The organism is Streptomyces sp. S063 (assembly GCF_002832675.1).
GTDB classification, from domain to species: Bacteria; Actinomycetota; Actinomycetes; order Streptomycetales; family Streptomycetaceae; genus Streptomyces; species Streptomyces sindenensis.
This window is the reverse complement of record NZ_CP021707.1, coordinates 3581701-3605039: the sequence shown is the minus strand read 5'-3', so window position 1 is coordinate 3605039 and position 23339 is coordinate 3581701. Positions and strand designations below refer to the sequence as shown.

At 72.4% G+C, this 23339-nt stretch carries 19 protein-coding genes; 10 read left to right on the top strand and 9 right to left on the bottom strand.

Annotated elements, in window-relative coordinates; translation table 11 throughout:
- The first annotated feature begins 228 nt into the window (after positions 1–228).
- From pdhA (CCZ36_RS16380) to CCZ36_RS16350, 7 genes are all read left to right on the top strand, one after another.
- Positions 229–1389, top strand: a complete 1161-nt coding sequence (gene pdhA / locus CCZ36_RS16380) for a pyruvate dehydrogenase (acetyl-transferring) E1 component subunit alpha (RefSeq protein WP_069743626.1) — start codon at positions 229–231, stop codon at positions 1387–1389.
- On the top strand, positions 1386–2417 hold the full coding sequence (locus CCZ36_RS16375; RefSeq protein ID WP_069735745.1) for an alpha-ketoacid dehydrogenase subunit beta: 1032 nt from the start codon (positions 1386–1388) through the stop codon (positions 2415–2417). Before pdhA (CCZ36_RS16380) ends, CCZ36_RS16375 begins: the two co-directional genes overlap by 4 nt.
- Positions 2417–3889, top strand: a complete 1473-nt coding sequence (locus CCZ36_RS36520; protein ID WP_128817951.1) for a dihydrolipoamide acetyltransferase family protein — start codon at positions 2417–2419, stop codon at positions 3887–3889. The genes CCZ36_RS16375 and CCZ36_RS36520 overlap by 1 nt, the downstream gene beginning before the upstream one ends.
- Before the next feature lie 107 nt (positions 3890–3996).
- The gene (locus CCZ36_RS16365) at positions 3997–4950 is read left to right on the top strand and encodes an NTP transferase domain-containing protein (protein WP_128817950.1); all 954 of its coding nucleotides are present in this window, start codon (positions 3997–3999) and stop codon (positions 4948–4950) included.
- Complete coding sequence (locus CCZ36_RS16360) at positions 4947–6626, top strand: molybdopterin molybdotransferase MoeA (protein WP_128817949.1); 1680 nt, start codon at positions 4947–4949, stop codon at positions 6624–6626. Before CCZ36_RS16365 ends, CCZ36_RS16360 begins: the two co-directional genes overlap by 4 nt.
- Complete coding sequence (locus CCZ36_RS16355) at positions 6584–7726, top strand: potassium channel family protein (RefSeq protein WP_069735748.1); 1143 nt, start codon at positions 6584–6586, stop codon at positions 7724–7726. The genes CCZ36_RS16360 and CCZ36_RS16355 overlap by 43 nt, the downstream gene beginning before the upstream one ends.
- Before the next feature lie 49 nt (positions 7727–7775).
- Complete coding sequence (locus CCZ36_RS16350) at positions 7776–8765, top strand: NAD(P)H-quinone oxidoreductase (protein WP_069735749.1); 990 nt, start codon at positions 7776–7778, stop codon at positions 8763–8765.
- 51 nt (positions 8766–8816) lie between these two features.
- Here CCZ36_RS16350 and CCZ36_RS16345 read toward each other — a convergent pair whose 3' ends face one another.
- From CCZ36_RS16345 to CCZ36_RS16320, 6 genes are all read right to left on the bottom strand, one after another.
- Positions 8817–9365, bottom strand: coding sequence for a bacterial proteasome activator family protein (locus CCZ36_RS16345; RefSeq protein ID WP_006125928.1), 549 nt, complete (start codon positions 9363–9365; stop codon positions 8817–8819).
- 109 nt (positions 9366–9474) lie between these two features.
- Positions 9475–12330 carry an FtsX-like permease family protein gene (locus CCZ36_RS16340; protein ID WP_128817948.1) on the bottom strand — a complete coding sequence of 952 codons (2856 nt, stop codon included), beginning with the start codon at positions 12328–12330 and terminating at the stop codon, positions 9475–9477.
- Positions 12327–13109, bottom strand: a complete 783-nt coding sequence (locus CCZ36_RS16335; RefSeq protein ID WP_069735751.1) for an ABC transporter ATP-binding protein — start codon at positions 13107–13109, stop codon at positions 12327–12329. Before CCZ36_RS16335 ends, CCZ36_RS16340 begins: the two co-directional genes overlap by 4 nt.
- Positions 13110–13188: 79 nt before the next feature.
- Complete coding sequence (locus tag CCZ36_RS16330) at positions 13189–13812, bottom strand: PadR family transcriptional regulator (RefSeq protein ID WP_128817947.1); 624 nt, start codon at positions 13810–13812, stop codon at positions 13189–13191.
- Between the two features lie 135 nt (positions 13813–13947).
- Entirely contained in the window at positions 13948–14682 is a 735-nt protein-coding gene (locus CCZ36_RS16325; protein WP_128817946.1) for a hypothetical protein, read from the bottom strand.
- Positions 14683–14870: 188 nt separating this feature from the next.
- The gene (locus CCZ36_RS16320; RefSeq protein WP_069735754.1) at positions 14871–16511 is read right to left on the bottom strand and encodes a protein kinase domain-containing protein; all 1641 of its coding nucleotides are present in this window, start codon (positions 16509–16511) and stop codon (positions 14871–14873) included.
- A 354-nt stretch (positions 16512–16865) separates the two neighbouring features.
- Between CCZ36_RS16320 and CCZ36_RS16315 the strand changes: the two genes are divergently transcribed.
- Positions 16866–18458, top strand: coding sequence for a protein kinase domain-containing protein (locus CCZ36_RS16315; RefSeq protein WP_128817945.1), 1593 nt, complete (start codon positions 16866–16868; stop codon positions 18456–18458).
- A gap of 1 nt (position 18459) precedes the next feature.
- Here CCZ36_RS16315 and CCZ36_RS16310 read toward each other — a convergent pair whose 3' ends face one another.
- The 3 genes from CCZ36_RS16310 to CCZ36_RS16300 all read right to left on the bottom strand — a co-directional run bounded on the left by CCZ36_RS16310 (position 18460) and on the right by CCZ36_RS16300 (position 20840).
- A complete protein-coding gene (locus tag CCZ36_RS16310; RefSeq protein WP_128819541.1) occupies positions 18460–19491 on the bottom strand; it encodes a phosphotransferase in 1032 nt (343 codons plus the stop codon).
- Between the two features lie 136 nt (positions 19492–19627).
- Positions 19628–20080 (bottom strand): pyridoxamine 5'-phosphate oxidase family protein, encoded by a 453-nt coding sequence (locus tag CCZ36_RS16305; protein WP_128817944.1) that lies wholly within the window; start codon positions 20078–20080, stop codon positions 19628–19630.
- A gap of 100 nt (positions 20081–20180) precedes the next feature.
- Positions 20181–20840 (bottom strand): response regulator, encoded by a 660-nt coding sequence (locus CCZ36_RS16300; protein WP_069735758.1) that lies wholly within the window; start codon positions 20838–20840, stop codon positions 20181–20183.
- A 348-nt stretch (positions 20841–21188) separates the two neighbouring features.
- Here CCZ36_RS16300 and pdhA (CCZ36_RS16295) point away from each other — a divergent pair, with 348 nt between their 5' ends.
- Both pdhA (CCZ36_RS16295) and CCZ36_RS16290 read left to right on the top strand, forming a co-directional pair.
- On the top strand, positions 21189–22349 hold the full coding sequence (gene pdhA, locus CCZ36_RS16295) for a pyruvate dehydrogenase (acetyl-transferring) E1 component subunit alpha (protein WP_069743635.1): 1161 nt from the start codon (positions 21189–21191) through the stop codon (positions 22347–22349).
- A gap of 2 nt (positions 22350–22351) precedes the next feature.
- Entirely contained in the window at positions 22352–23332 is a 981-nt protein-coding gene (locus CCZ36_RS16290) for an alpha-ketoacid dehydrogenase subunit beta (protein WP_069735760.1), read from the top strand.
- Positions 23333–23339 lie beyond the last annotated feature (7 nt).

Sequence of the window (23339 nt, the reverse complement as noted above, 5' to 3'; positions counted from 1 at the left end):
ACCCATCCCAGGCTGTGGAGAACCGTTTGTCCACAGGCTGGCGGTGCCTGTAGCCAAAATGCGCCTGCGACCGAACAATCGGTAGGTGAGGCGCGCCACACCCGTGCCTCGCCCAGCTCCCGATGTCTCGCTCCGATCGACACCCTCGACACCCATCGACACCGCCGATCGACTCGACACCGCCGATCGACACCCCTCGATCTCCCCCGATGCCAGGAGGTGCTTCTCATGACGGTCCAAGAGCTGCCCGGCGCGGCCGCCTACCGGCCCACGCCGCCCCCGGCCTGGAAGCCGATCACCGACCCCGCCCCGCTGCTCCCGGACCCGGAGCCCTATCGGGTGCTCGGTACGGACGCGGTCGCCGATGTCGACCCCGAGCTGCTGCTCCGCCTCCACGCGGAGCTGGTGCGCGGGCGCCGCTACAACGCCCAGGCCACCGCGCTGACGAAGCAGGGCCGGCTGGCGGTCTACCCGTCGAGCACCGGTCAGGAGGCGTGCGAGATCGCCGCCGCCCTGGTGCTGGAGGAGCGCGACTGGCTCTTTCCCAGCTACCGCGACACGCTCGCGGCCGTCGCGCGCGGCTTGGACCCGGTCGAGGCGCTGACCCTGCTGCGCGGCGACCGGCACACCGGCTACGACCCGCGCGAGCACCGCATCGCCCCGCTGTGCACCCCGCTCGCCACCCAGCTCCCGCACGCCGTGGGGCTGGCGCACGCCGCCCGGCTCAAGGGCGACGACGTGGTGGCGCTCGCCATGGTCGGCGACGGCGGCACCAGCGAGGGCGACTTCCATGAAGCGCTGAATTTCGCGGCCGTCTGGAAGGCCCCGGTCGTCTTCTTCGTCCAGAACAACGGCTTCGCGATCTCCGTGCCGCTGGCCAAGCAGACCGCCGCCCCCTCCCTCGCCCACAAGGCCGTCGGATACGGGATGCCGGGCCGCCTGGTCGACGGCAACGACGCGGCGGCGGTGCACCAGGTGCTGAGTGAGGCCGTGGCGCGGGCCCGGCGTGGCGAGGGCCCGACGCTGGTCGAGGCGGTCACCTACCGCATGGAGGCCCACACCAACGCCGACGACGCCACGCGCTACCGGGTCGACAGCGAGGTGGAGGCGTGGAAGGCGCACGACCCGGTGCGGCTGCTGGAGCGTGAGCTGACGGAGCGCGGGCTGCTGGACGACGCGGGCATCGAGCAGGCGAAGGAGGCCGCCGAAGGCATGGCCGCCGCCCTGCGCGACCGGATGAACGCGGATCCGGAGCTGACCCCGATGGACCTCTTCACCCATGTGTACGCCGAGCAGACGAGCCAGCTCCGGGAGCAGGCCGCCGCCCTGCGCGCCGAACTGGACGCCGAGCAGGATCACGACGAGCACGGCCCGGAGGCAGGACGATGACCACGGCGGCAGTGACGGCCGACGGGCGCCCCGCGAAGGCGAAACCGGCCACGATGGCGCAGGCCCTCGGGCGCGCGCTTCGTGACGCGATGGCCGAGGACCCCACCGTCCATGTGCTCGGTGAGGACGTGGGCACGCTCGGCGGGGTCTTCCGGATCACCGACGGGCTGGCGAAGGAGTTCGGCGACGACCGCTGCACCGACACCCCGCTGGCCGAGGCCGGCATCCTCGGCGCGGCCGTCGGCATGGCGATGTACGGGCTGCGGCCCGTGGTGGAGATGCAGTTCGACGCGTTCGCCTACCCGGCGTTCGAGCAGCTGATGAGCCATGTCGCCAAGATGCGCAACCGCACCGGCGGAGCCATGCCGCTGCCGATCACCGTGCGGGTGCCGTACGGCGGCGGAATCGGCGGGGTCGAGCACCACAGCGACTCCTCCGAGGCGTACTACATGGCCACCCCCGGCCTGCACGTCGTCACACCGGCCACGGTCGACGATGCGTACGGGCTGTTGCGGGAGTCGATCGCCTCGGACGACCCGGTGGTCTTCCTGGAGCCGAAGCGGCTCTACTGGTCCAAGGCCGACTGGTCGCCCGAAGCCCCCGCCGCGGTCGAGCCGATCGGCAAGGCCGTGGTGCGCCGGCCCGGGCGCAGCGCCACCCTGATCACGTACGGGCCCTCGCTGCCGGTCTGCATGGAGGCCGCCGAGGCGGCCCTCGCCGAGGGCTGGGACCTCGAAGTGGTCGACCTGCGCTCGCTGGTGCCGTTCGACGACGAGACGGTGGCCGCGTCGGTGCGCCGTACCGGGCGGGCTGTCGTCGTGCACGAGTCCCCCGGATTCGGCGGTCCCGGCGGCGAGATCGCGGCCCGGATCACCGAGCGGTGCTTCCACCATCTCGAGGCTCCGGTGCTGCGGGTGGCCGGGTTCGACATCCCCTACCCGCCGCCCATGCTGGAGCGGCACCATCTGCCTGGAGTGGACCGGGTGCTCGACGCGGTGGCCCGGTTGCAGTGGGAGGCGGACAGCTGATGGCCCAGGTGCTCGAATTCAAGCTGCCGGACCTCGGCGAGGGACTGACCGAGGCCGAGATCGTCCGCTGGCTGGTGGAGGTCGGCGATGTCGTCGCCATCGACCAGCCCGTCGTCGAGGTCGAGACGGCCAAGGCGATGGTGGAGGTGCCCTGCCCCTACGGGGGCGTGGTGACCGCGCGCTTCGGCGAGGAAGGCACGGAACTTCCGGTCGGAGCACCGCTGCTGACGGTCGCCGTCGGAGCCCCGGAGGGGACGGTCTCCGCCCCCTCCTTGTCCTCCGGACCCGACACGTCCTCCCCCTCCGGCTCCGACAAGGGCTCCGGCTCCGACACGGCGTCCTCGGGCGGCTCGGGGAACGTGCTCGTGGGGTACGGGACCGGCGCCCCGGCCGCACGCCGTCGGCGCATCCGTCCGGGCCGGCTCGACCGGGCGGTGGTCGAGTCCACGGGGCTCGGGGCCCCGGTCGCCGAGTCCCCGGTGGCCGAGATCCTGGTCGCCGATGCCCCGGTGCATGAGGGGCCCGTGCCGGTGGTCTCGCCGCTGGTACGCCGGCTGGCCCGGCAGCACGACATCGATCTGCGGAGGCTGGCGGGCTCGGGCCCCGACGGGCTGATCCTGCGCGCCGACGTCGACCGGGCGATCCGGGCGGCGGAGGAGACCGCGGCGGCGACGGCGCGCGCGGCCCAGGCACCGGCCCGGTCGCAGCCGAAGTCCGCGACCCCGTCGGCATCCCCGGCCGCAGCCCCGAACGGCGTAGCCGCCGCTGCGGACGCCGAGCGGATTCCGCTGCGCGGGGTGCGCGGAGCGGTCGCCGACAAGCTGTCGCGCAGCCGGACCGAGATTCCCGACGCCACCTGCTGGGTCGACGCCGACGCCACCGAGCTGATGGCGGTCAGGGCCGCGATGAACGCGGCCACGGGCCCGTCCGCCGGGCCGAAGGTGTCGGTCCTGGCCCTGCTGGCGCGGATCTGCACGGCGGCGCTGGCCCGGTTCCCCGAGCTCAACGCCACCGTGGACACGGAGGCCCGGGAGATCGTCCGGCTGCCCGGCGTGCACCTCGGGTTCGCGGCCCAGACCGAGCGGGGCCTCGTCGTCCCGGTGGTCCGGGACGCGCACACCCGTAACGCCGAGTCGATCGGGGCCGAGATCGCCCGGCTGACCGAGCTGGCGCGCACCGGGAAGCTCAGCCCGGCACAACTGACCGGGGGCACGTTCACGCTGAACAACTACGGGGTGTTCGGGGTCGACGGTTCGACGCCGATCATCAACCACCCGGAGGCGGCGATGCTCGGCGTGGGCCGGATCATGCCCAAACCCTGGGTGCACCAGGGCGAACTGGCCGTACGTCAGGTCGTCCAGCTGTCCCTCACCTTCGACCACCGGGTGTGCGACGGCGGAACGGCGGGTGGCTTCCTCCGGTACGTGGCGGACTGCGTGGAGCAGCCGGCGATCCTGCTGCGCACCGTTTAGGCGCGCCTGCGTTTCCTGCGGCTACCCATGACGCCCCCGCCGGGGTGGCCGGTTCTCCGGCCACCCCGGCGGGGGCGTCGCCGCAGGGCACCGCCCATACTCGACGCATGACCGCCTACGACGTGATCGTCCTTGCCGGAGGGGCCGCGAAGCGGCTCGGCGGCGCCGACAAGCCAGGAGTCCGGGTGGGCGGCCGGGCGCTGCTCGACCGGGTCCTCGCAGCATGCGACGGCGCGGCTCGTACCGTCGTGGTGGGCGACCGTCGCGCGACCGTCCGGCCGGTCGTCTGGACCCGGGAAGTGCCCCCGGGCGGCGGACCGTTGGCGGCGCTGGGTGCGGGGCTGCGGCTGACGACGGCGGACCACGTTCTCGTTCTCTCCGCCGACCTTCCGTTCCTCGGCCCGGGCACCGTCGACGCGCTGCTCGCCGCCGCCGTACAGCCCGGCGGGGAAGGGGCCCTGTGCACCGATTCCGACGGGCGCGACCAGCCGCTCGTGGCCGCGTACCGGGCCGAGCCGCTCCGCCGTGAGCTGGCCCTGATCGCCACCGAGCACGGAAGCCTCGCCGGGCTTCCGCTCCGGATGCTGACGGCCGAACTGGACCTCGCCCGGGTCGACGCGGGCGCTGACGCCGCGTTCGACTGCGACACTTGGGACGACATCGCCGCCGCCCGAGCCCGGATCAGGGAGCATGGGGCCGTGCTGGACGAATGGATCACCTCGGTCAAGAACGAACTGGGAATCGAACTCGACGTCGACTCCGGTGTCCTGCTCGACCTCGCCAGGGACGCCGCGCACGGAGTCGCCCGGCCCGCCGCCCCGCTCACGACCTTCCTGGTCGGGTACGCGGCGGCAAGGGCGAGCGTCGGCGCCGGCCCGGACGAGGCCGCCGCGGCGGTCGCGGAGGCCTCGCGCAAGGCCGCCGCCCTCGCTCTGCGCTGGGAAGCGGAGACGGCGGAAGCAGCGGAGGCGGATGAGTCGGCGACATCGGCGAGTGAGGGCGGCGGCGCGGCGGGCGGGGCGAAGCCCGACAGGGGCCGCGAGGGGACCGGGACACCGTGACCGGCTCCGACGGGCCGCACCGCGAGTCCGGCAGCGACTTCCGTCCCGCCGGGCCCGCGAGCGAACGAGCACGCGAGGAGGAGGAGCGGGCCGTCGAGCAGGCCCTCGCCCTGGTCGGCGGGTCCGACCGCACCGGCGGGTCGGGCGGGCGCCCCAACCGCAGCCAGGACCATCGCGGCGACCAAGACCCCCGGGGCCACCAGGACTCCCGGGGCCACCACGACTCCCGGGGCCACCAAGGCCCCCGGGACGAGGACCCGCACCCCGGGCCGAGCAGCGACGGCGCCCCCTACAACGACCGCGACGACGCCCCGCGCGACGGTCGCACCACCGCCGCCACCGCCAATACCACCACCAACGCCGCGTCCACCACCCCGGCCCCCAGCAGCGAACAGCCGCTCCTCCCCGACCGGTCCTCCCCAAAGGACCCCGCAAAGCCCCCGTCCCCACCGCCCCCCTGGGACCGGGCGCGGGCGATCGCGGCCCGGGCGGGGCGGGGCGGCCCGACCCCGACGATCCGGTTGCCGCTCGACCGCGCCCTGGGGCACGTGCTGGCCGAGGCGCTCGGCGCGCTCACCGATCTGCCGTCCTTCGACACCTCGGCGATGGACGGCTGGGCGGTCGCCGGGCCCGGGCCCTGGGCGTTCGAGACCGGGGCGGGGCTCCTCGCCGGTCGCGCCCCGGCCGCCGCGCTGCCCGACGGAACCGCCGTACGGATCGCCACCGGCGCCCGCGTGCCGCCGGACACCACGGCGGTCATCCGCAGCGAGCACGCCCATGTCGACGAGGCCAGGGGGCTGCTGCACGCTCGGCGGTCCGTGGTCACCGGGCAGGACATCAGGGCCCGGGGCCAGGAATGCCGTTCGGGCGAGCAGCTCATCCCGGCCGGGACGGTCGTGACCCCGGCGGTGCTCGGCCTCGCCGCGGCCGCCGGGTACGACGCGCTGCCCGTCGTGCCTCGTCCACGCGTCGACATCCTCGTCCTCGGCGACGAACTGCTCAACGCCGGTCTGCCGCACGACGGGCTGATCCGGGACGCCCTCGGTCCCATGCTGGGCCCCTGGCTGCGGGCCCTCGGCGCCGAGGTCTCCGGCCCCCGCCGGCTCGGAGACGACGCCGGGGCCCTGCGCGATGCCCTCGCCTCCTCCGACGCCGACCTGATCGTCACTACCGGGGGCACCGCCGCCGGTCCGGTCGACCATGTGCACCCGGTCCTCGACGCCCTCGGGGCCGAACTACTGGTGGACGGGGTCGCGGTCCGTCCCGGCCACCCCATGGTGCTGGCCCGGCTGTCGCCGGACGGGCCGTATGTCGTCGGGCTGCCGGGCAATCCGCTCGCGGCCGTATCAGGTCTGCTGACGCTCGCGGAACCGCTGCTCGCGGGCATCGCGGGCCGCCCCGCCCAGGATCCGTACCGGGCCCTCGTCCATGCCGAGGTGCACGGCCATCCGCACGACACCCGCCTCGTCCCCGTGGTCCACCGGCCGGGCCGGGCGGGCGGCCGGGACCATGTCGCGCCGCTGCGCTACAACGGGCCCGCGATGCTGCGGGGGGTCGCAGGGGCGGACGGGCTGGCCGTCGTGCCGCCGGGCGGGGTACGGTCCGGCACCGAGGTGGAGATTCTGGATCTCCCATGGGCCCCGGCGACGCCGTGGACGGAAGGGTGTTTCACGTGAAACTTCCCGGCCACGATGCGATGGCCAGGCAGGCCGACGAACTGGTCCTGCCGACGCGGGTGATGCTGCCTCGCCGGGTGACCGTGGGCCCGGCCCGCCAGGTCGCCAAACGCCTGTTGATGGCGCTGCTCGTGCTGGCCGCGACCGTGCTGATCGTCTGGCTCGACCGCAGCGGCTACAACGACAACGCCGACGGTGAGGTCGACCTGCTCGACGCGATCTACTACGCGACGGTCACCCTCTCCACCACCGGGTACGGCGATATCACGCCGCAGAGCGACGGGGCACGACTGATCAACGTGGTGCTCGTGACACCCCTGCGCGTCATGTTCCTGATCATCCTGGTCGGTACCACTCTCGAAGTCCTCACGGAACGGACTCGGGAGGACTTCCGGCTGAAGCGTTGGAGATCCAACTTGCGAGACCACACCGTCGTCGTCGGCTTCGGCACGAAAGGCCGTTCGGCGATTCTCACCCTCTGTACCACCGGCCTGTCGAAGGAACAGATCGTCGTCGTCGACCCGGCCTCCAAGGTGATCGAGGCCGCCAACGCCGAGGGATACACCGGCGTTCTCGGTGACGCCACCCGCAGCGATGTGCTGCTGCGCGCCGAGCTCCAGAAGGCGCGTCAGATCATCATCGCGACCCAGCGCGACGACACCGCCGTCCTGGTCGCGCTGACCGCGCGCCAGTTGAACCGCGGAGCGAAGATCGTCGCCGCGGTCCGTGAGGAGGAGAACGCGCCCCTGCTCCGGCAGTCCGGCGCGGACGCGGTGATCACCAGCGCCAGTGCCGCCGGGCGGCTGCTCGGCCTCTCCGTGCTCAGTCCGAGCGCGGGCACCGTGATGGAGGACCTGATCCAGCAGGGCAGCGGCCTCGATCTCGTCGAACGGCCGGTCATAAAGGCCGAGGTGGGCAAGAACGTACGGGAGACCGATGACCTGGTCGTCAGTGTGCTGCGCGGACACCGGCTGCTCGGTTACGACGATCCGGCGGCCAGCCCCCTGCAGTTGACGGACCGGGTCATCACCATCGTCCGGGCGAGCCCCAGTTCGGCCGGGGCCCCGAAGAACCCGATGCCTCCGCACCAGCGACCCTGATCGACGAGGCGTCCGCCCGGGCGAGCGCGGCGGGGGTAGCCTCGCGGCCATGCATGCGATCACGATTCCCGAACCCGGCGGCCCCGAGGCGCTCGTGTGGGCCGAGGTGCCCGATCCCGTACCCGGCGACGGCGAGGTCCTCGTCGAGGTCGTCGCCGGCGCTGTGAACCGTGCCGACGTGCTCCAGCGGCAGGGCTTCTACGATCCGCCGCCCGGCGCGTCCCCCTACCCCGGACTGGAGTGCTCGGGCCGTATCGTCGCGCTCGGTCCCGGGGTGACCGGGTGGGCGGTCGGCGACGAGGTGTGCGCCCTGCTGTCGGGCGGCGGTTACGCGGAGAAGGTCGCCGTGCCTGCCGGCCAGCTCCTCCCCGTACCGGAGGGCGTCGGCCTGGTGGAGGCTGCTGCGCTGCCCGAGGTCACCGCCACGGTGTGGTCCAACGTCTTCATGGTGTCCCATCTGCGCCCCGGCGAGACCTTCCTGGTGCACGGCGGCTCCAGCGGCATCGGCACGATGGCGATCCAGCTGGCGAAGGCGGTCGGCGCCCGGGTCGCGGTCACGGCGGGCAGCCCGGAGAAGCTCGCGCGGTGCGCCGAGCTGGGGGCGGACATCCTCATCAACTACCGCGAACAGGACTTCGTCGAGGAGATCCGGGAGAACACCGCAGGGGCGGGGGCCGACGTCATCCTGGACCTGATCGGTGCGAAGTACCTGGACCGGAACGTTCAGGCGCTCGCCGTCAACGGCCGCCTCGCGATCATCGGTCTCCAGGGCGGCGCCAAGGGCGAGCTGAACCTCGGCGCCCTGCTGACCAAGCGGGCCGCCGTCACCGCGACCTCGCTGCGGGGCCGCCCGCTCCAGGAGAAGGCCGCCATCGTCGCAGCCGTACGCGAGCACGTGTGGCCGCTGATCGGCGGCGGGGTGGTCAAGCCCGTGGTGGACCGGGCGCTGCCGATGGCGGACGCCGCCGAGGCGCACCGGGTGCTGGAGTCCAGCGCGCACATCGGCAAGGTGCTGCTGGTGGGGCCGTCGGCCGGTTGATCAGGACCGTTCCCGATCCGGGCGCGGCCCGGATCGGGAACGGACGCGGATTTACAGGTACGGGCCCGAGCGGATCGGTCCGTGCGGGTCCGCGCCGCCTTCCTCGTCCTCGTGGGCCATGCCGGGCGGCAGGGCGCGGCGCATCTGCTCCAGCTGGGCGCGGGCCGCCATCTGCTGGGCGAACAGCGCCGTCTGGATGCCGTGGAAGAGGCCCTCCAGCCAGCCCACCAGCTGGGCCTGAGCGATGCGCAGTTCGGCCTCGGAGGGCACCGACTCCTCGGTGAACGGCAGGGAGAGCCGCTCCAGCTCCTCGACCAGCTCGGGCGCCAGCCCGTCCTCCAGCTCCTTCACGGAGCTGGCATGAATCTCCTTGAGCCTGACCCGGCTCGCCTCGTCGAGAGGAGCCGCCCTGACCTCCTCCAGAAGCTGCTTGATCATGCTGCCGATGCGCATGACCTTCGCGGGCTGTTCCACCATTTCCGTCACCGGGACCTCGCGCGACTCGTCGTCACTGGCACCGCCGCCGATAGCCATTCCGTCCTGGCCCACGACAAGGACCTGCGGGTGCTCCTGCGACCGGTCATTCCTCGGCATTTCCATGCCGCCATTGTCTCGCACACATGCCGTACACCACGGTGGTGCCCCCGAGAACGGAAGATCCACCGTCCTCGGGGGCACCGTACCCTTCCGGGAGACCCGGACGCGGCGGTCAGCCCGCGCGCCGGGCCAGGGTCAGCCGGGAGCTGGTGAGACCGGCGGCCAGCAGTCCGGCGAGCACCGGGACGACCAGGGCCAGCAGCCCGACGGTCTCCCACGGCATCACAATCGGCGTGTACGCCGACTGCATCGGATCCGCCCGCATGTCCTCCAGCGCCGCGCGCAGGTCGGTCAGGCGCAGGGCGACCGCGGGGACGAGCCCCGCCACCGTCCCCAGCAGGACCCCGGTCAGGGCGACGACCAGGCACTGGAAGCCGGACAGCGAACGCCGTACGCCCGGGGGCGCGCCCACCGCGCTGAGCGTGGTGAGATCGGCCTCCGCGTCGGCCTTGGACAGCCCGGTGGTGATGGCCGCCGCGCCCAGGGTCACCACTCCGGCGAAGAGGGCGAGGATCAGCAGGATCGTGTCGTCCTGGGTCCGGAACATCTCGTTCGAGCTCATCAGGTAGGCACGGTTTCCGGCCCGGTCGAGCGCCGCGTAGGCCGCCTGGCTCTCGGCGTCCGTGGCATCGCGGCCGAGCGCGTAGAAGCTGCCGTAGTCCTCGACGTGCAGTCCGAGCCGTTCGGCGGTCTTCTCCGGCATGACCATGCGGATGCCGGGGGTCGCCGCGAAGCGGTCCGACGCGACGTACACCTTCAGCCGGTCGGTGGTGGTGCGGGCCTTGCCGGGGTGCTGGGCCCGGTTCTCCTTGTCCCGGTCGTTGTAGAGGTGGGTTGCCTTGAGGGTGACCTCGCCGTTCTTCGCGTACGCCGAGTTCAGCAGGACGGGGGTGCCGTCGGCCAGGGCCTTCGCCGCCGCCGGGTCGTCGAGCTTCACATAGGTGGCGAGGACGTCCGCCCCGCCAATGATGATCTTGTGGTCTCCGGTGCCGAACGCGACCATCGTGTAGTTCTCGTCCGTGCAGGCCGGGGACTTCATCATCCGTTTGTGCTCGTCGGCGGAGAGCCGCAGGGCGAGTTCCTTGGCGCCCTTGCCCTTGAGCGGGCAGCTGTGGCCCTTGCCGGTGGGCTTGACGAGTTCGAGGGTGCCGCAGCCGTTCTCCTCCTCGTAGTAGACCGAGCAGTCGCTGCCGGCCCAGACCCGCCCGAAGTCGGCGGCCTTGCCGCTGACCGGGTAGTTCTGCTCGACGGCTGCCCGGGAGCGGGGGAGTTCGGCGTCCGCGCCGATGTCGGCGGCCGCCAGCGCGACGGTGCCCGGGGTCAGGTTGGGCTCGAAGTCGTACGCGTGCTGCGCGGCGCTGCTGCTGGTGTACGTGGCGATGGCGACGCTGCCCGCGACGGCCGCCATCACGGCGGCGACGGCGGGGGCGGTGCGGCCACGGTTGCGGGCCGCGTCCCGCAGGGCGATCCTGGGCGTCAGCGGGAGCCGTCGGCCGAGCCGGCCGAGGAAGCCGACGATCACCGGGATGCAGCCGAGCACGCCCAGTTCGGCCAGGACGGAACCGCCGGCGACGAAGGCGGTGTCGCCGGCGACCCCGCCGTAGACCGCGACGCCGACACCCGCCGTGAGCGCGATGACGCCGATCACGGGCAGCACGCGGGAGCCGCGACGGGTGCCGCGCCGGCCGGTGAGCGACTCCAGGACCGACTGGCGGCCCGCGACGATCGCCGGGGCGAGCGCCGCGAGGACACCGGTGACCAGGCCGAGCGCGGCGATGGCGAGGATCTCCCAGGGCCGTACGGTCAGTTCGCCGAAGCGGTTGCCGGTGAAGTCCTCGATCATCGGGCGGAACAGGGCGGTCAGGCCGAACCCGGCGCCGACCCCGGCCACCGCGCCGACCGCGCCGAGCACCACGCCGCCCGCGAGCACCACGGCCCGGACCTGGGCCCGGCTGCCGCCGCACGAGCCGACCAGGCCCAGCTGGCGACGCGAACGCCGCGCGCCCACGGCGAACGCCGGACCGGCCAGCAGCACGATCTCCAGGACGGCCATGGCGGACACCGTGAGAACCGCGGCGGTCGTCTCCGCCTCGGTGGAGTACCCGCTGCTCATCAAGGACATCGGGACCTCGGAGTCCGGCGGCGGGTTCAGGGCGACCTGGCGGGACTTGACCACCACGCCCCTCTCGTTGGCCGCGAGGATGTCCTGCCAGGTCACACCCGCCCCGGCCGGTCCCTTCACCAGCCACTTCGGGTCGCTCGGCTGGGGCGGCAGGATCGTCTTGTCGCGGTCGGCGGTCTTCTGCCACGGGGCGATGACCGATCCGGGGAGCGCGTAGAGGGCGTCCGCCCGCAGGTCGGCGGGGAGTTCGACCGTGCCGGTGAGGGTGTAGGTCAGCTCGGGTCCGCGCACGGTGACGGAGTCGCCGATGGACAGCCCGGAGGCCTTGACGAAGTCCGAGGTCGCGGCGATCTCGTCCGGCTTGCGCGGGTAGGCGCCGTCGGTCAGCTCGATCCGGCCGCGCAGCATCGCGTCGGAGATGCGCAGCTCGCTGATCTCGGTGTCGGTGATGCCGTGCCGGGTGGTGACCGACGCCGGGAGGCTCCGCTCGGTCAGATACCGCGAGCCCTCCGGGAAGGCGGCCGGCACGTCGACCGGCTTCGCCTGCTCCTCGGGGGTCGGGTCCGGGGCGCCCTCGGGGGTGCTCCAGTTGATGCCGTCGGGCATCTGCTGAAGCTTCACCGGGCCGATGCTCGTGGACATGAACCGAGCGTCGGCCGACCCCAGTTCCGCCGTCAGCTCCTCGGCCTTGGTGGGCAGGGCGCTGCGGTACGTGAGGTCGGCGGCGGTCACGCCGAGGACCGGCAGGGCGATCATCGCGACGACCAGGGCGCTGCGGCCCTTGGCCCGTGCCGCGTCGCGCCGGGCTATGCGGAAGGCTGCGCGCCAACCGGAGAGAGGGCTCACGCGGTGGCCTCGGAGCTTCCGGCGGCGAGCAGGGAGTCGGCTCCCGCGGTCGCCGTCTGGTCGACGATCGAGCCGTCCCGGAGGAACACGACCCGGTCGGCCCAGGCCGCGTACCGGGGTTCATGGGTCACCATGACGCCGGCCGCGCCCTGGTCGCAACGGGTGCGCAGCAGGGCGAGGACCGCCTCGCCGGTCTCGGAGTCGAGCGCTCCGGTCGGCTCGTCGGCGAGTACGAGGCGCCGGTCGCCGACGAGGGCGCGGGCGATGGCGACGCGCTGCTGCTGGCCGCCGGACATCTCGTCGGGGAAGCGGTCGGCGATCGCTTCGAGTCTCATCTCGGCCAGTGCGGCGAGGGCCTCCTGGCGGGCCTTGCGCACGGAGACGCCGTCGAGTTCGCGGGGCAGCGCGATGTTCTCGGCGGCGGTCAGGGCGGGGATGAGGTTGTAGTCCTGGAAGACGTAGCCGACGCTGCGGCGGCGCAGGGCGGCCATCCCCTTGGGGCCGAGGGCGGCGAGGTCCTGGCCCTCGATGACGACCTGGCCGCTCGTGGCGGTGTCGAGCCCGCCGGCCAGGGTCAGCAGGGTGGACTTGCCGGAGCCGGAGGGCCCCATCACGGCGACCAGTTCGCCGGGGTGCACCGAGAGGTGGATCCCGCGCAGGGCGTGCACCTCGGCGACGCCGGAGCCATGGGTACGGGTCAGCGCCCGCAGTTCGAGTACGGGGCTGCCGCCGGGCGTCCCGGAGGACGACGGGGGCGGCTGGGTGGCGGACGCGGGCATGACGGGTGGTTCCCCCTAGGAACAGCTGGTGACGAAGCAGGGATGGTCCGGGTCGGGCAGGAGCGGCGGCGCCGGTGTGTCAGCGCCTGGAGCGGGCCCGGTCGGCCAGCGCCCGGGCCGGACCGCGGGTGGCCGTGGGGCCGGGCTCGGTGGAGGGCTCGGTGGCGGCGGCCTCGGCGAGGCGGACGAGCCGGGACTCGCAGTGGTCGAGCCAGCGGGCCTCGGCCTCCGCCTGGAAGATCAGCTGCTCCACGACGAGGAGCCAGGCGACCTCGTCCCGGTTGGCGGGGACGTCGGCGAGGGCCTGGGCCTTGAGCCGGGTGTAGTCCTGCATCGCCTTGAGCGTGTGGTGGCGCTGGGACTGGATGACGTCCCGGATGTCGACGCCCGGGGCCCCCACGGCCATGGCGAGCTTGATGGCCAGTTCGTCGCGGGGCGGACTGGTGCGGTCCACGGGCGTCTCGAACCAGCTGCGCAGTTCGGTGCGGCCCTCGTCGGTGATCGTGTAGAGGTCGTGCCCGGCGTCGTCCGAACCGTCCTGGACGATCAGGCCGTCGCGCTCCAGCCGGCTGAGCGTCGTGTAGACCTGGCCGACGTTCAGGGGCCAGGTGGAGCCGGTGCGCGACTCGAACTCGGTGCGGAGCTGGGACCCGTAACGAGGGCCCCGCTCCAGCAGGGCCAGCAGGCCGTGACGAATGGACATACTGAGTATGTATACCGAGTATGTTCGCCTTGGCAAGTCTCCCGGGAGCCGGACGGAAGGGGGCGCGACGCCGCATGCGCGTGGCGATGAACGCCCGGTTCGCGCGATGCATGACGCTCAGTGGCGTAGGCCGCCTCAGTTCGCGCGGCGCATACGGAACGCGAGGAAGCCCAGTCCCAGCCCGACCAGGGCGATGCCCGTACCGAGCGAGACCTCCTGCACCCGCCGCACGGCTGCGGCGTCCAGCGCCTGCCCGGACCGTTGCCCCGGATCGCTGAAGGCGTCGGCCGGCGGGGTGGAAGCCGGCAGGTCGACCGGGTCCGCGAGCCCTTCGCCGACCTCCTCGGGCGGCTCCTCCGCGACGGGGTCCTCCGCCCGCGCCAGCTCCATCGGCGACAGCGACCGCCCGGGGCGCGTCTTGCCCGCTCCGGCCTCACGCCCGGCCAGGGGTGCGGTCGAACCGGACACCTCGGGCGAGGCGGAAGGGGAGGAAGAGGGCTCCGGCGCGTCGCCCTCGGGCCCGGAACCGGCTCCGGCGGGGATCTGCGCCCCGCTACCGGTCGCCGCCGGGGAGACCGAAGCGGACGCGGCCGGCCCGGTCCCCGACGCTCCCGAAGCCGGAACGCCGGACGGCAGGGGCAGCGCGGAGGGGACTGCCGAGGGTGAGGCGGAGCCCGACGGGCCGGGGGGCGAGGACGCGGCGGCGGCGGGGCTCGACGTTCCCGGTCCCGCGGCGGTGACGGAAGGCGGACCGTCGGGCGCCGAGGAACCGTGAGCGGGGCCGACCGACGGCCCCAGCGCCGCTCCGGCCGCCGCCAGCAGACAGACCGCACACCTCGACGACCATGCGGCCGGAAGTCCTGGACCCATGAGATCAGCGTCACACGGGGCCCCGCATCCGGCATCCCGGACGCGGTATCCGGAAGGCAGGGGCCTGTTAACGGTCCACGTACCGGTCCATGACGAAGATCCGGCGAGATCCGTGAACCGTAACGATCACCTTCGGACACCGACGTTTCAGGACGGGTTACCGGTGTTCAGGACGGTCTGCCGGTGGTTCAGGACGGCTTGCCGGTGGAGACCTTCAGCTCGAAGTGGGCGCCACGCTCGTCGACCGCAGCACCGGAGGACGGGAACTGGCCGACGACCTGGTCCTCGGCGTAGGTGTTGCCCGGCTCCTCGATCACCTTGATCGTCCAGCCCGCCGCGGCCGCGCACGACTTCGCCGACAGGATGTCCTTGTAGATGAAGTTCGGTGCGCGGACCTTCTTCGGGTCGTTGGAGTCCTCGGAGGCGTTCGAGCACTCCGTTTCCTTCATCGTCCGATTGCGCTCCGGCGGGCGGTAGCCCTCCACCTGCTCGGTGCCCGTCTCGCCGCCCTTGCCCGCCTCGTCGTCCTTGCCGCCGCCCTGGAGGGCGATCGCGGTGATCAGACCGCCGACGGCCAGCAGGGCCACGACGATCGAGCCGACGATGACCGGCATGTTCCGCTTGGAGCCGGCGCGGTCGGTGGTGCCGACGGCCGTCGCGTGCTGCGGGCTGATCGAGTACGGCGGCGGGGTCTGGTGCGACAGCGGACCCGGGGTCGGGTAGCCCTGTACCTGGCCGGACTGCGGGTAGCCGTAGCTCGGGGCGGGCGCGGGGGTGGGCTGGCTGTACGGCCCCGGCTGCTGGTGCGGGTGGGGCTGGTACGGCGTCTGGACGCTCTGGGGTGCCGGAGCGCTCTGGTCGACCGGCGGGAACACCGCCGAGCCGACGCCGGAGCCGCTGTTGGCGGGCCCCCCGCCGGACACGATCATCGGGGCGCCGGTCTGCCCGCCGGAGGCGTTGAGCACGCGGGCGATCTCGTCGCGCATCGCGGCGGCGCTGGGGAAGCGCTCGTTCGGGTTCTTCTTGAGGGCGCGGGCCACGAGGGCGTCCATCGCCGGGGTGACCGACCGGTTGATGCTGGAGGGCGCGACCGGCTCCTCCTGCACATGCGCGTACGCGATGGCCAGCGGCGAGTCCGCGTCGAACGGGATCCGGCCGGTGAGCAGCTGGAAGAGCATGATGCCCACCGAGTACAGGTCGGACCGGGCGTCGACGCCGCGGCCGAGGGCCTGCTCGGGGGAGAGGTACTGCGGGGTGCCGACGACCATGCCGGTCTGGGTCATCGAGGTGACGCCGGACTGCATGGCACGGGCGATACCGAAGTCCATGACCTTGACGACGCCGCGCTTGGTCATCATCACGTTGCCCGGCTTGATGTCCCGGTGGACCAGGCCCATCTCGTGGCTGGTCTCCAGCGCGGCGAGCACGTCCGCCGTCACCTTGAGGGCCTTGTCGGCCGGCATCGCGCCGTGCTGACGGATGTCGGCGGCCAGCACCGAGCCGAGCGGCTGCCCCTCGACGTACTCCATGACGATGTACGGCATCAGCGCGCCGCCGAGCTCGTCCTCGCCGGTGTCGAAGACGGAGACGATGTTGGTGTGCTGGAGTTTGGCGACGGCCTGCGCCTCGCGCCGGAAGCGCTCGCGGAAGGACTGCTCGCGGCCGAGCTCGGTGTGCAGGGTCTTGATCGCGACCTGCCGGTCCAGGGCGGAGTCGTAGGCCAGGTAGACGGAAGCCATCCCGCCCTCGCCGAGCAGGTCGCGCAGCTGGTAGCGGCCTCCCGCGACCGCCCCGCCCGCATAGCGGCCCTGTGCGCCGTCCTGGCTCATGACTTGCATCCCCCTCGGCGGCGCGCGGTCGCACGCGGTTTCTCTGCCCGACGTGTTTTCTGTCTGACGTGATTGCGTGCGGCGCGGTTCCCGTACAACGCGATTACGCGCCAAGTCTGCCGTAGGGGTCCGACACGTCAAGCCGGGTGCCCGTTCCGTGACCCTACGCACAAGAAGCGTCTCGGAAGCGTTACAGGAAACGCATCACATGCGTGGGGAGGACGCGCCGGGCGGACCGATGATCCTGCCGCAGCGGAACCGGGGTGTCCGGCGGAGGCTGTAGCGTGACGTGGCAATGCAGCAAGGCACCGTGAGAACCCGCGGACGCGCGGACAGATACGACGGCGAGGACTGATGGCACCCGATTCCGAAGCAAACGGCGGCGGAGTTTCGGATGGCACCGACTCCTGGGGCGTCGGCGGCGTCGTCGGTGACGGCCGTTACCGGATGACCCACCGGCTCGGCCGGGGCGGCATGGCAGAGGTCTACGCGGCGGAGGACGTCCGGCTCGGACGCACGGTCGCGGTGAAGCTGCTCCGTTCCGATCTGGCCGAGGACCCGGTCTCCAAGGCCCGCTTCACCCGCGAGGCACAGTCCGTCGCGGGTCTCAACCACCACGCGATCGTCGCCGTGTACGACTCCGGCGAGGACGTCGTGGGCGGTCAGACCGTCCCGTACATCGTGATGGAGCTGGTCGAGGGCCACACCATCCGCGATCTGCTCCTGACCGCCGAGGCCCCGCCGCCCGAGCAGGCGCTGATCATCGTCTCCGGCGTGCTGGAAGCCCTCGCGTACTCGCACCAGCACGGCATCGTGCACCGTGACATCAAGCCTGCCAACGTGATCATCACGGACTCCGGTGCGGTCAAGGTGATGGACTTCGGCATCGCCCGCGCGCTGCACGGCGCGCAGTCGACGATGACCCAGACCGGCATGGTCATGGGCACGCCCCAGTACCTCTCCCCCGAGCAGGCGCTCGGCAAGGCCGTCGACCACCGGTCCGACCTGTACGCCACCGGCTGCCTGCTCTACGAGCTGCTGGCGCTGCGGCCCCCGTTCACCGGGGAGACCCCGCTCTCGGTGGTCTACCAGCACGTCCAGGACATCCCGGTGCCGCCCTCCGAGGTCTCGGACGTGGTGCCGCCGGAGCTGGACGGCATGGTGATGCGCTCGCTGGCGAAGGACCCGGACGACCGGTTCCAGAGCGCCGAGGAGATGCGCGGGCTCGTCCAGTACAGCCTGCAGATGCTCCAGGCCCAGGGCGGCCACACGGGCACCTGGAACACCGGCCCGGTCGCGCTGCACGAGGGCGGCCGGACCCCGCCGCACGGTATGGCCGGCTCCACCCAGGTGATGGGCGCGGGCCACCCGATGCACGGGGACACCTCGCAGGGCCCGATCCTGCCCCCGTACAACCCGGACGACGGGGGGTACGACGGCGGGCAGGGGCGTCCCGGCGGGCGGGGCAAGATGTGGCTCTTCGTCCTGCTCGCGCTGGTCGCGATCGGCGCGGGCGTCGCCTTCGCCATCAGCGCGGCGCAGGACGGCGACGGCGACAAGAAGAAGCCGGTCACCCCGTCCACCTCGGTCAGCCAGTCCGAGGAGGAGCCGTCGGACGAGCCGACCGAGGAGGAGAGCGAGGAGCCGGAGGAGCCGGACACCTCCAACGGCGGCCAGACGCAGCCGAACCCGCCGCCCTTCACCCCGGACCCGACCCCGAGCGAGCCCACCTTCAGCCCGTCCCCGACGCCGAGCGACACGGACGGCGGCACATCGGACGGCAGCACCAACGAGGGCGGCACCGGGGAGCCCACGGGCGAGCCCACGGACCCGACGACCGACCCCGGCACCCCGGGCGGAGGAGCCGCCGACGGCGGGGCCGGCGGGGACGACGGCGGTACGGGGACGACGCCCGGCGACACGTCGCTGGGCGCCACGACGGGCTGAGTCACTCCGTGAAGGCCGCGCACACCGCCTCGTACTCGCGCGTCCACCACACCGCCAGGGCCGACACCGCGGGAAACTGCGGGTCGGCCCTGCGGTCGTCCAGGCGGTAGCGCCAGCGCAGTATCCAGAAGTCGTTGAGCCGCTCCCACCACACCCGGTGCACCGCGGCCGCCAGCTCCCCGGCCCCCGCCCCGGTGGCCCGGCGGTACGCCCGGGCGTAGGCGCGGACCTTCGCGAGGTCCAGCTCCCCGGCCGGCCGGACGAAGAAGATCGCCGCCGCCCGTACCGCCTCCTCGGCGCGCGGCTGTACGTCCAGCCGGTCCCAGTCCACGATCGCGACCGGGTCGGCCCCCCGGTAGAGCAGGTTCAGCGGGTGGAAGTCCCCGTGCACCCAGCCGGTGGCGGGCCCCTCCGGTGTGGGCGGGCGGCGGTGGGCGTGCTGTTCGAGCAGGGCGCGGCGCTCCACGAGCCGGTGCTCGGCGAGTTCGTCGAAGGCGTCGCGCGGGGTGGAGCGGCCGTCCTCGCCGCGCGCGGCGGCCAGCAGATCGTCGATCAGGGCGAAGGTGTCGGCGGGGTCCGGGCTGCGGTGCCCCGGCCGGGCGGGCGGGCTCGCGCGCGGCGGGCCGTCGCGCGGCGCCATCACCTGTTCCAGGCCGGTGTGCACGGTGCCGAGGAGCGTGCCGAGCCGGCGCGACTGGGCGAGGGTCAGCTGGGCGCCGGCCCGGTGGAGGCCGTCGACCCAGGGGTGCAGGGCGTAGCAGCGTTCGCCGATCACGGTGACGGTCTCGCCCCGGGTGTCCGACAGGGGCGGGACGACGGGGACGCCGAGCGACTGGAGGCGCTGGGTGGCACGGTGCTGGCGCACGATCGCGGCGCGTTCGCCGCTGGTGTCGTCCAGGTGCTTCTTGTCGAGATGATGCTTGAGGAAGTAGGAACCGCTCGTGGTGGAGACGCGGTATCCGTGGTTCAGCAGGCCCTTGGTGATCGGCTCGCAGGCGAGCGGCTCGCCCACGCCCGGATATCGGCGCAGCACCTTGCCGACCGGGGGAACAGGTGGACGAGTGACATATGAGCGCGGCACTTACCAGATGTTAGATCACTCTGCGTGGCCGGTTCGCGGACTTGCGGTGACGCCCACCGGTGCGCTAAGGCACCACGGAGCCGACGTCTCAGAAGTCCAGCCGGTGTTCCGTGACGAAGTGCGGATCGACCCGGAGGTACGCGGGCGCGTAGGGCTCCCCGTTGACGCTCACGGGGGCCGCCCCGAACAGCTCCTCCTGCTCGGGGCAGAGCTGCGCGATCTCGGCGGGCCCGGTGAACTGCACCGACCACAGGTTGCCGCCGTCGCCCGAGGCCGCGTCGTTGTAGTTGTCCGCCCCGTACGCGACGACGCTCCCGTCGCACGCCTCGTGGTGGCCGAAGCCCCGGTGCATCCGCAGCAGGATGTGGCCGTCGCTCACGATGTGCCGGGCCACCGTCAGGAACGGCAGGGCCCGCATGCTGGTCGCGAGACGGCCGTAGGGGACCCGGCCGAGCAGATCGAGCGGCTCGGCCGGCCCGGGCCGCTCGACCGTGCCGACCGCGCGGCGTTCGCGGGGGGATCCGAGGGAGTCGAAGGACATGGCTTCCACTGTCCCCCGGGCGTAGGGGCCGCGTAAGAGTCGCCTGCCCCGGGTGGCGCGGGACCAAAGTCCCGCCGCGGGCCCCGCCGTCCGGGGCGGTTCAGCGTCGCTCGGCCTGGAGCCGTGCGACGTACGCGGCGGCCTGCGAGCGGCGCTCCATGCCCAGCTTGGACAGCAGGCTGGACACGTAGTTCTTGATGGTCTTCTCGGCGAGGTGCAGCCGCTCCCCGATGACCCGGTTGGTCAGCCCCTCCCCGATCAGGTCCAGGATCTTGCGCTCCTGCTCGGTGAGGCCCGCGAGCCGGTCGTCGCCCTTGGCGGTCCCGCCGTCGCGCAGCCGCTCCAGCACCCGGGCGGTCGCCACCGGGTCCAGCAGGGATTTTCCGGCCGCCACGTCCCGTACGGCATTCAGCAGCTCACTGCCGCGGATCGCCTTCAGTGCGTAACCCGAGGCGCCCGCCATGATCGCGTCGAAAAGTGCCTCGTCATCGGCGTACGAGGTGAGCATGAGGCATTTGATGTTCTCGTCCTGGGAACGGACTTCCCGGCACACCTCCACCCCGCTGCCGTCCGGCAGCCGCACGTCGAGCACCGCCACATCGGGCCGCGTCGCCGGGATCCGCGCCAGGGCGTCCGCAGCCGTACCGGCCTCGCCGACCACCTCGATATCCGGTTCGGAGGCGAGCAGCTCATGGACGCCGCGCCGGACAACCTCGTGATCGTCGAGCAGAAATACCGTGATTTTTCCATCTTCGCTCACGATCGCAGTCTCACATACTCGCTTCCCCTCCGCTCTTCCCTGACGCTGATCCGCGGGATAACGTGCCGTTGTTCCGGCGGCCTGCAAGGCTGTTTCCAGTGCCCTGACCAGCAGCGCTTCGCGTTTTTTTCGATTTACTTGGAAATCCAAGCAAAATCGCAGGTCAGATAGGGTTTCGCAGTTATGCGAAGCACTGGGTAACGTGCCTATGACAGGGCGCTCGCCGGGGCACCTGTCACGCCTGATCCCGGCCCGACCGGCACCCACCCCGTGCACGGCTCCGGACTCAGGCGAGCCGCACTGGTTCCCGGCGGACCCCGGGGGCCGGACCGACGGAGGAGCACGCACGTGACCGTGGAGAGCACTGCCGCCGCGCGTAAACCGCGACGCGCCAGTAAGCGGACCAGCGCCGCGAAGAAGCCGCAGAGCGCCGAGCCCCAGCTCGTACAGCTGCTGACGCCCGAGGGCGAGCGCGTCGAGCACCCGGACTACAGCATCGACCTGAGCGCGGAGGAACTGCGCGGACTGTACCGGGACATGGTGCTCACGCGCCGCTTCGACGCCGAGGCGACCGCCCTCCAGCGTCAGGGCGAGCTGGGCCTGTGGGCCTCGCTGCTCGGCCAGGAGGCCGCCCAGATCGGCAGTGGCCGCGCCCTGCGCGACGACGACTACGTCTTCCCGACCTACCGGGAGCACGGGGTCGCCTGGTGCCGCGGCGTCGACCCGACCAACCTGCTCGGCATGTTCCGCGGCGTGAACCACGGCGGCTGGGACCCGAACAGCAACAACTTCCACCTGTACACGATCGTCATCGGCTCCCAGACGCTGCACGCCACCGGCTACGCCATGGGCGTCGCCAAGGACGGCGCGGACTCCGCGGTGATCGCGTACTTCGGTGACGGCGCCTCCAGCCAGGGCGACGTCGCCGAGTCGTTCACCTTCTCCGCGGTCTACAACGCCCCGGTCGTCTTCTTCTGTCAGAACAACCAGTGGGCGATCTCCGAGCCCACCGAGCGCCAGACCCGTGTGCCGCTCTACCAGCGTGCGCAGGGCTTCGGCTTCCCCGGTGTCCGTGTCGACGGCAACGACGTGCTCGCGTGTCTGGCCGTGACCAAGTGGGCCCTGGAGCGGGCTCGTCGCGGCGAGGGCCCGACCCTGGTCGAGGCGTTCACGTACCGCATGGGCGCCCACACCACCTCCGACGACCCGACGAAGTACCGGGCCGACGAGGAGCGGGCCGCGTGGGAGGCCAAGGACCCGATCCTGCGGCTGCGGACGTACCTGGAGAAGTCCGGCCACGCCGACGAGGCGTTCTTCACCGCCCTGGACGAGGAGAGCGAGACCCTCGGCAAGCGGGTACGGGAAGCGGTACGCGCGATGCCCGATCCGGAGCCGATGTCCCTGTTCGACCACGCCTACGCCGACGGGAACTCCCTCGTGGACGAGGAGCGGGCCCAGTTCGCGGCCTACCAGGCATCGTTCGCCGACTCTGCCGAGGAGGGCAAGTAGCCATGGCCGTGGAAAAGATGTCCATCGCGAAAGCGCTCAACGAGTCGCTCCGCCTCGCCCTCGACTCCGACCCCAAGGTCCTCATCATGGGTGAGGACGTCGGCAAGCTCGGCGGCGTCTTCCGGATCACCGACGGGCTCCAGAAGGACTTCGGCGAGGACCGGGTGATCGACACCCCGCTCGCCGAGTCCGGCATCGTCGGCACCGCCATCGGCCTGGCCCTGCGCGGTTACCGGCCCATCGTCGAGATCCAGTTCGACGGTTTCGTCTTCCCCGCGTACGACCAGATCGTCACGCAGCTCGCCAAGATGCACGCCCGCGCGCTCGGCAAGGTCAAGCTGCCGGTCGTCGTGCGCATTCCGTACGGCGGCGGCATCGGCGCCGTCGAGCACCACAGCGAGTCCCCCGAGGCGCTCTTCGCGCACGTCGCGGGCCTGAAGGTGGTCTCGCCGTCCAACGCGAGCGACGCGTACTGGATGATGCAGCAGGCCGTCCAGAGCGACGACCCGGTGATCTTCTTCGAGCCCAAGCGGCGCTACTGGGACAAGGGCGAGGTCGACACCGAGTCCATCCCCGGCCCGCTGCACAAGGCCGTGACCGCCCGTGAGGGCAGCGACCTCACGCTCGTCGCGTACGGGCCGATGGTCAAGGTCTGTCTGGAGGCGGCCGCGGCCGCGCAGGAGGAGGGCAAGTCGATCGAGGTCCTGGACCTGCGCTCGATGGCCCCGATCGACTTCGACGCCATCCAGAAGTCGGCGGAGAAGACCGGCCGGGTCGTGGTCGTCCACGAGGCGCCCGTCTTCTACGGCTCCGGCGCGGAGATCGCCGCCCGGATCACCGAGCGCTGCTTCTACCACCTCGAGGCCCCCGTACTGCGGGTCGGCGGCTACCACGTCCCCTACCCGCCGGCCCGGCTGGAGGACGAGTACCTGCCCGGCCTGGACCGGGTGCTCGACGCCGTCGACCGCTCGCTGGCGTTCTGAGGAGAGG